Genomic DNA, 7,862 nt, shown 5'->3' with positions numbered 1-7,862 from the left:
GAAGGCCACGTCATAGAGACCGTCGAGGCCCTGCGCCGGGTCGATCACCCGGCCGCCCTTGAGGAGCAGATCATACATCGTCATTCATCCTGTTGCCGTCGATGCCGCGCAAGACCCCGCCGCCATCGCCCGCGGCGCGGCGTCCCGTGGGGTCAGGGTTTTCTTTCACGGAAAGCCATTCCCCGGCAAAGCGCAAATGCCGTATGCGGATCGTTTGATGCTGTTTTTTCATAACTGACGCCGGCGCCGCCCATGCGCGGCGGGCATGAGCGGATACCAAATCAGCATTGGCCTGTTTCTCGATCTGGCCGCGACACTAGCCGCGGCGTCGGATCTCAATGAACAAAGAAAAACTCCTGCGCCGGATCAATCAGGAAGCTGGACAGCCGGCCCGATCGGCCGCTGTGCACCCCGGTTTCCGCACAACAACAGGAGAGGAATTCAGATGCGATCTGCGATTCGAAACTTGGCGGGGCTGGCAGCGGCCGGCCTGCTTGCGTTCGGGGCCACCGGCGCCGCCAATGCCCAGGACAGGGCGTCCACACTGATCGTCGCCGAGGACGTGGTGCCTCAGACCTTCGACCCCATCCAGTCGTCGCAAATCCGGACATGGTATGTCTGGCAGCTGGTCTACGAGGGCCTCGTGCGCGCCGAGCTGGACGGTTCCATCACGCCGCTGCTGGCCAGCAGCTGGACGATCGACGAGACCGGCACCGTCTACGACTTCTCGCTGCGGGACGGCGCCCGTTTCTCGGACGGCAGCGCGGTCACAGCCGATGACGTCGTGTTCTCCTTCGAGCGGCTCAAGGCCGACGGCCTGCCCTACGCGCAGGACCGGTTCAAATCGCTGGTCTCGGTCGCCAAGGTCGATGACGCCACCGTCCGCTTCACCCTCAGCGGCCCCGACGCGGGTTTCCTGCTGAACCTCGGCAGCCCCTTCGTCGTGGGCTCGGCCATCATGAAGGCGGATTGGGTCAAGAGCCACGATCCCAAGCAGGAAATGCTGGGCACCGGCCCGTTCGCGCTGGTCTCCTACGCGCCCAACAGCGAGCTGGTGCTGAAGCGCAACGACAACTACTGGAACCCCGAGGCCGCCGCCAAGGTCGAGAACCTCAAGATCCGCTACATGCCCGAGCAGTCGGCGCAGATCGCGGCCATGCTGTCGGGCCAGATCGACCTGATGTTCCCCAGCGCCGAAAGCATGCTGCAGCTCAAGCGCGTGCCGGAGGTTACCACCGTCGCGGTCAGCTCGACCAACACGGTGCGGCTGAACATCAACACCAACCTGGAGCCCTTCAGCAACCCCGACTTCCGCCGCGCGATGTCGCTGTCGCTGAACCGCGACGAGATCGTCGCCGGCGCCTTCCTGGGTGAGGCCACGCCCAGCGCGCAGGTGCCTCCCTCCTACAGCTGGGGCCCGAAACTGGCCGATCTGAAATACCAGAAGCAGGACATCGCCAAGGCCAAGGAACTGCTGGCCAAGGCGGGCTATCCCAACGGCATCGACATCACGCTGAACCACCTGGCGGGCTATGCCACCTACCTGGACCGCTTCGCGGAAATCCTGAAGGGCCAGATGGCCCAGGCCGGCATCCGCGTGACCATCGAGGCCAACCAGACCGCCGTCTGGCTGGATAAGCAGAACTCGGCGAAATACGAGATCATGACCAACGAATACGCCTTCCAGGCGGATCCGCTGTTCTATCTCATGCCGCGCCCGGGCCGTCAGGGCCCCAACCCGCAGGAGATGGACGACCTGATCAACGCCGCCAAGAGCGGGCCGGCGGCGGAGTATTCCGCGAAGCTGGCCGAGGTCGCCGTGATGCAGGATGACCTGGTCTTCCCCGACATCACCGTCGCGGCGCGCAATGCCTGGGTGGCCTATGGCGATCACGTCGTCTCGGCCGAACCCGACGCCACGATCTCGCGCACCTTCCTGGCCGGCGTGGCACTGAAGTGACCCCTCCCCCGGGGCTGCCCGACCGCGCGTCGGGTGGCCCCGGCCCCTTTTGCCTCACCATTCGCCGGGAACCGGAACATTGAGCACCCCGCCCGTTCTCAGGGTCAGAGACCTCACAACGCGCTTCCACACCAGCCACGGCACCGTCACTGCCGTAAACGGCGTGTCCTTCGACGTCGCCCGGGGCGAGACCCTGGGGCTGGTCGGGGAATCCGGCTCGGGCAAGAGCGTGACCGCCATGTCCGTGCTGCGGCTCGTGGCCAAGCCCGGACGGATCGTGGGCGGCCGCGTCGAACTGAACGGCACTGACCTGCTGACGCTGAACGAGGAAGAGATGCGCCAGCGCCGCGGCAGCGAATGCGGCATGGTGTTCCAGAACCCGATGACCGCGCTCAACCCGGCGTTTTCCGTGGGCTGGCAGATGCGCGAGGCCCTGACCGCCCATGAGCGCGGCAACGGGACGGCCGGCCGCATCCACGCCGCGCTGGCCGATGTCGGTATGCCCGACCCCGAGCGCCAGGCGGCCTCCTTTCCGCACCAGATGTCGGGCGGCATGCGCCAGCGCGTGGTCATCGCCATGGGCATGATCAACGAGCCGCAGCTGCTGATCGCGGACGAGCCGACGACCGCGCTGGACGTCACCATCCAGGCGCAGGTGCTGGACCTGATGAAAAACCTCACGCGCGACCACGGCACCGCGCTGCTGCTGATCACCCACAACATGGGAGTGGTCGCCAAGATGTGCGATCGCGTGGCGGTGATGTATGCCGGCGAGATCGTCGAAGAGGCGCCCGTGGACGAGCTGTTCGGAAATTCGCGCCACCCCTACACCCGCGGGCTGCTGCGCTCCATCCCCAGGGCCGACCGGCCCCGCCAGAAGACTCCGACCCTCCCCGGATCGCCCCCCGACATGAGCCGCCTGCCCGCCGGCTGCCGCTTCCGCGACCGCTGCGTCTTCGCCGATGACCGCTGCGAGAACCACCCGGACCTGCTGGCCGTGGGCGCGCGTCACAAGGCGCGCTGCTGGAAAACCCAGAACGGCGAGACGCTGGACGAGACCGCCCTGTCCCAGGAGGTGCCGCATGGCGTCTGAAGGCAAGACCCCGCTGCTGCAGGTCGAGAACCTGAAAAAGCAGTTCCACGTCCGAAGCCGCGGCGCCCGCGACATCCGGCTGCTGCGCGCGGTCGACGGCGTGTCGCTGCACCTCGAGGCCGGCGAGACCCTAGGGATCGTGGGCGAATCGGGCTGCGGCAAGTCCACCCTGGCGCGGCTGACGGTGGGGCTGTTGCAGCCCTCGGAGGGCCGGGTGCTGATCGACGGTGGCGATATCTGGGAACCCGGCGCCGCCGGGAGGGAGCGCCGGCGAAAGTTCCAGATGGTGTTTCAGAACCCCTCGGGTTCTATGAACCCGCGCCGAACGGTGGGGGCCAGCGTGGCCGAGCCACTGCAGGCCAAGGGCGTGCGCAATACCGCCGAGGCGGTGGAGCGGATGCTGACGCTGGTCGGGCTCGACCCGGCGCTGGCCACGCGCAAGCCGCATCAGCTGTCGGGCGGGCAGCAGCAGCGCGCCTCGATCGCGCGGGCGCTGATCGCCGACCCGGCGATCGTGGTGCATGACGAATCCATCGCCTCGCTGGACATCTCGTTGCAGGCCCAGATCCTGAACCTGCTGCTGGATCTGCAGGAGGACCTCGGCACCTCCTACCTGTTCATCAGCCACGACCTGGCCGCGGTGCAGGCGATCAGCCACCGGGTGATCGTGATGTATCTCGGCGAAGTGGTCGAGGCCTCGGCCGCCGAGGAGTTCTCCGGCCGGCCGCTGCATCCCTATTCGGTGGCGCTGCGCAATGCCACGCTGCTCCCCGATCCGGCGCACGAGCGCGCCCGCGGCGACACCGCGCTGCGCGGCGACGTGCCCAGCCCGATGAACCCGCCCAGCGGCTGCCGGTTCCATACCCGCTGCCCGCTGGCCACCGATCTGTGCGCCCAGCAGAAACCGCTGCTGCGCGATGCCGGGCGGGGTCATCTCGTTGCCTGCCACTATGCCGAGGCCGGGGCCGGGGAAGTCGCCACTCAAGAGGGGGCCCTGTGATGCTCAAGATGATCGTGATGCGCCTGCTGGGCGTGGCCCTCGTTCTGCTGGCGGTGTCGGCGCTGGTCTTCGCCTTCGGGGCCCTGATCCCCGGCGACATGACCAGCGTCATCGTCGGGCAGGAGGGCGCGACCCAGGAGCAGTTCGAGGCCGTGCGCCAGCGGCTGGGCCTCGACAAGCCCCTGCCCGTTCAATACGTCAACTGGCTCGCCAACGCCCTGCAGGGCGATTTCGGGACCTCGCCGATCACCGGCCGCAGCGTCGCCTCGGACCTGGTCCGGCAGTTCCCGGTGTCGCTGGAACTGGCGCTGCTGACCCTGCTGGTCTCCACCGCCATCGGCTTGCCGGCGGGCATCGTCGCCGCGGTCCACGCCAACCGGCGGCTGGACGTGCTGATCCGCGTGACGCTGCTGTTCACCTTCTCGGTGCCGATCTTCGTGATCGGCATCCTGCTGCTGCTGGTCGGATCGCGCTGGGCGCCGGACCTGTTCCATGTCTCCTTCACCCCCTGGTCCGAGGACCCGGTGATGCATGTCCGCTCGATGGCGATGCCGCTGCTGACCATCGCCTTCCCGATAACCGCGATGACCATGCAGATGACCCGCGCCTCCATGCTTGAGGTCCTGCACGCGCCCTATGTCGTCACCGCCCGCGCCGGCGGGGTCCGCGAAAAGCGCATCGAGTATCTGCACGCGCTGCGCAACGCGCTGCCGCCGATCGTCACCTTCATCGGCTTCCAGCTGGGCATCCTGCTGGGCGGGCTGATCGTGGTCGAGCAGATCTTCAGCCTGCCGGGGCTCGGCCGCGGCATGCTGGAGGCGATCAACACCCGCGACTACCCGATGGTCACCGCCACCACCCTGGTCTTCGCCACCGCCTTCGTGATCATCAACGCGCTGGTCGACCTTCTCTATCCCCTTCTCGACCCCCGCCAGAGAGGACGATGACCATGAGCACGGCCCCTTCCGCTCCGCTGCCCAAGACCCGCCTGCGCCGGCCCTACCTGCTGGACCAGCTGCTGCGCCACAAGGGCGGCGCCTTTGGACTTGCCATCATGGCGCTGTTCATCCTGCTCGCCCTGTTCGGGCGGATGGTCGCGCCCTACGACCCCAACGCCAACGATTACCTCAACCTGCTGTCCGCGCCCTCCGCGCAGCATTGGTTCGGCACCGACGAGCTGGGCCGCGACACCCTAAGCCGGGTGATCGACGGGTCACGGATCGCGGTGGCGGTGGCCTTCCTGTCGGTTTCGATCGCGATGGCTATCGGCGTGCTGATCGGGGTGATCTCGGGCTATTTCGGCGGCATGGTCGACAGCGTGCTGAACCGCAGCCAGGACGTGCTGTTCGCCTTTCCCACGTTGCTTCTGGCGATCATCCTGGTGGCGGTGCTGGGGCCGGGGCTGTTCAACGCCTCGCTGGCCATCGCCATCGTCTATTCGCCGCGCTTTGCCCGCATCGCCCGCGCCAGCGCGCTGAGCATCAAGACCAGCGAATATCTGGACGCCGCGCGGCTGGCGGGGGTCAACACCCCGACCATCCTGGTCCGGCACATCCTGCCCAACGTGATGCCGCCCGTCATCGTTCTGGCCGCGCTCAGCATGTCGACGGCGCAGCTGGCCTACGCCTCGCTCAGCTTTCTCGGGCTGGGCGTCAGCCCGCCGCAGGCCGACTGGGGCAGCATGCTGTCCAAGGGGCGCGACTTCATCACCATCGCGCCCTGGCTGGTGATCTGGCCCACCGTCGCGCTGGTGATGCTGATGCTGGCCTTCAACGTGCTGGGCGACGCCATCCGCGACGTGCTGGACCCCAGCCACAGCAGCAGCAAAAGCACCGACACCCTGACCTGACACAGACCCGGATCCGCATCCCATGTCCAAGCCCTCTGTCGTGCTGCACCCCAACCTGCCCCCCGGCGTGCGCGAACACCTTGAGGCCCATCCCGGCATTGCCGCCCTGAGCCCGTCCGACAGCGCGGGCGTCGCCGCCGCGCTGTCGGACGGCGGCGAGGTGCTGGTCACCCACACCTGGGACAGCGCCTTTCTCACGCCCTCGCTGCGCTGGATCGCCGGCACCGGCGCGGGGTTCGAGCAATACCCGCTTGCGGGTTTCGACGCCCAGGGCGTGGTGCTGACCACCGCCGCGGGCGTGCATACCGACTGCGTGGCCGAACACGCCTTCGCCCTGCTGCTGGCCCTGACCCGCCGCATCGGCGAGGCGGCACGCAACATGGAGCGCGCCCGCTGGGAGCCGCTGATCGGCGAAGAGCTGGTGGGCAAGAAGCTGGCCGTGATCGGGCTGGGCCGGATCGGCGACGCGATCGCCCGCCGCGCCCAGGCCTGGGGGATGACGGTGGCGGGCCTGAAACGCAATCCCGCCGGTTACGCCGGGCCGGTCGCCGACGTCCGCGGCACCGACCGGCTGGCCGAGACCTGTGCCTGGGCCGATATCGTGGTGCTGGCCTCGCCCGCCCGCCCCGACGGGCGCCCGGTGATCGGCGCGCGCGAGCTGGAGGCGCTGGGGCCGGGCTGGATCGTCAATGTCGGGCGCGGCAGCCTGATCGATGAGCCGGCCCTGATCGGGGCGCTCAGCACGGGCCGCCTGCGCGGCGCCGGCCTCGATGTCACCGCGACCGAACCGCTGCCCGCCGACTCGCCGCTGTGGCGCGACCCCAAGGTGGTGATCAGCGCCCATAACGGCGGCGCCAGCCCGGGGTTCGGCAAACGCTGGGGCGTGCTCTTCGACCAGAACCTCGCGGCCTTCGCCGGCGCCGGCAGCTGGATCAACCGGCTGGGCCAAGACATTCCCAGGGGGACCTGATGAGCAATTTCGTGATGCTTCCGCCCAGCGACGAGCTAACCGAGGACTGGGCCCGCGCCGTGGCCGAGGCCGCCCCCGCCCTGAACGTGCAGATCGCGCCGAACCGCGAGACCGCGCTCAGGCTGCTGCCCGATGCGGCGGCGGCCTATGGCTCGCTCGACCCCGAATTGCTGGCGCGGGCGGACAAGCTGCAGTGGCTGCAGGCGCCCATGGCCGCGCCGCCGGCCGGGTTCTTCTTTCCCGAACTGGTCGCGCATCCCGCACAGGTCACCAACTTCCGCGGCATCTACAACGACCATGTGGCGACCCATGCGGTGGCGATGCTGCTGAGCATGGCGCGCAACCTGCCGGTCTACATGCGCCAGCAGACCCGCGGCGCCTGGGAGCGGCACCTGGCCGACGAGGACATCCTGCATCTGCCCGAAAGCACCGTGCTGGTCATCGGCGTCGGCGGCATCGGCGCCGAGATCGGGCGGATGTTGGCCGCCTTCGGCGCGCGGGTGATCGGCATCGACCCGCGCCGCAGCGACTGCCCCGAGGGCACGCAGGAGATGCACCCGCCCTCCGAACTCGACCGGCTGCTGCCGCAGGCCGACGCGGTGGTTCTGACCCTGCCGCACACGCCCGAAAGCGAGGGGATGTTCGACGCGGCCCGGCTGGCGCTGATGAAGCCCTCGGCGCTGTTCGTCAACATCGGCCGCGGCGCCACCGTGCGGCTCGACGCGGTGACCGAGGCGCTGCGGGCCAGGCGGCTGGGCGGCGTCGCGCTGGACGTGTTCGAGGAGGAGCCGCTGCCGCCCGAGCACCCGCTCTGGCAGGAGCCGCGCGCCCTGCTGACGCCGCATGTGGCGGTGGTCGGCCCCTACATCCCGGAACGCCGGCTGGCGGTGCTGTGCGAGAACGCCAGGCGCTTCACCGCGGGCGCGCCGCTGATCAACCTCGTGGACAAATCGCTGTGGTACTAGGCCGCCCGTGATCGGCCGGGGAGAG

At 68.7% G+C, this 7,862-nt stretch carries 8 protein-coding genes; 7 read left to right on the top strand and 1 reads right to left on the bottom strand.

Going from position 1 to position 7,862, the window contains the following annotated elements; genetic code table 11:
- Positions 1-70: 70 nt before the first annotated feature.
- Positions 71-232: a hypothetical protein gene (locus KCI33_RS15525; RefSeq protein ID WP_212525721.1), complete on the bottom strand. Its 162-nt coding sequence runs from the start codon at positions 230-232 to the stop codon at positions 71-73.
- A 213-nt stretch (positions 233-445) separates the two neighbouring features.
- Between KCI33_RS15525 and KCI33_RS15520 the strand changes: the two genes are divergently transcribed.
- The 7 genes from KCI33_RS15520 (at position 446) to KCI33_RS15490 (ending at position 7,837) form a co-directional block, all read left to right on the top strand.
- Positions 446-1,960 (top strand): ABC transporter substrate-binding protein, encoded by a 1,515-nt coding sequence (locus tag KCI33_RS15520; protein ID WP_212525720.1) that lies wholly within the window; start codon positions 446-448, stop codon positions 1,958-1,960.
- Between the two features lie 79 nt (positions 1,961-2,039).
- Positions 2,040-3,053 (top strand): ABC transporter ATP-binding protein, encoded by a 1,014-nt coding sequence (locus KCI33_RS15515; RefSeq protein ID WP_212525719.1) that lies wholly within the window; start codon positions 2,040-2,042, stop codon positions 3,051-3,053.
- Positions 3,043-4,053 carry an oligopeptide/dipeptide ABC transporter ATP-binding protein gene (locus KCI33_RS15510; RefSeq protein ID WP_212525718.1) on the top strand — a complete coding sequence of 337 codons (1,011 nt, stop codon included), beginning with the start codon at positions 3,043-3,045 and terminating at the stop codon, positions 4,051-4,053. Before KCI33_RS15515 ends, KCI33_RS15510 begins: the two co-directional genes overlap by 11 nt.
- The gene (locus KCI33_RS15505; protein ID WP_212525717.1) at positions 4,053-5,000 is read left to right on the top strand and encodes an ABC transporter permease; all 948 of its coding nucleotides are present in this window, start codon (positions 4,053-4,055) and stop codon (positions 4,998-5,000) included. The genes KCI33_RS15510 and KCI33_RS15505 overlap by 1 nt, the downstream gene beginning before the upstream one ends.
- Positions 5,001-5,002: 2 nt before the next feature.
- Positions 5,003-5,902, top strand: a complete 900-nt coding sequence (locus KCI33_RS15500) for an ABC transporter permease (RefSeq protein WP_212525716.1) — start codon at positions 5,003-5,005, stop codon at positions 5,900-5,902.
- A 22-nt stretch (positions 5,903-5,924) separates the two neighbouring features.
- Positions 5,925-6,872 carry a D-2-hydroxyacid dehydrogenase gene (locus KCI33_RS15495; protein ID WP_212525715.1) on the top strand — a complete coding sequence of 316 codons (948 nt, stop codon included), beginning with the start codon at positions 5,925-5,927 and terminating at the stop codon, positions 6,870-6,872.
- The gene (locus KCI33_RS15490) at positions 6,872-7,837 is read left to right on the top strand and encodes a D-2-hydroxyacid dehydrogenase (RefSeq protein ID WP_212525714.1); all 966 of its coding nucleotides are present in this window, start codon (positions 6,872-6,874) and stop codon (positions 7,835-7,837) included. Before KCI33_RS15495 ends, KCI33_RS15490 begins: the two co-directional genes overlap by 1 nt.
- The last annotated feature ends 25 nt before the right edge of the window (positions 7,838-7,862 follow it).

Source organism: Actibacterium sp. MT2.3-13A, assembly GCF_018139985.1.
Lineage (GTDB): Bacteria > Pseudomonadota > Alphaproteobacteria > Rhodobacterales > Rhodobacteraceae > JAGSOU01.
This window is presented reverse-complemented; position numbering and strand designations above follow the sequence as displayed.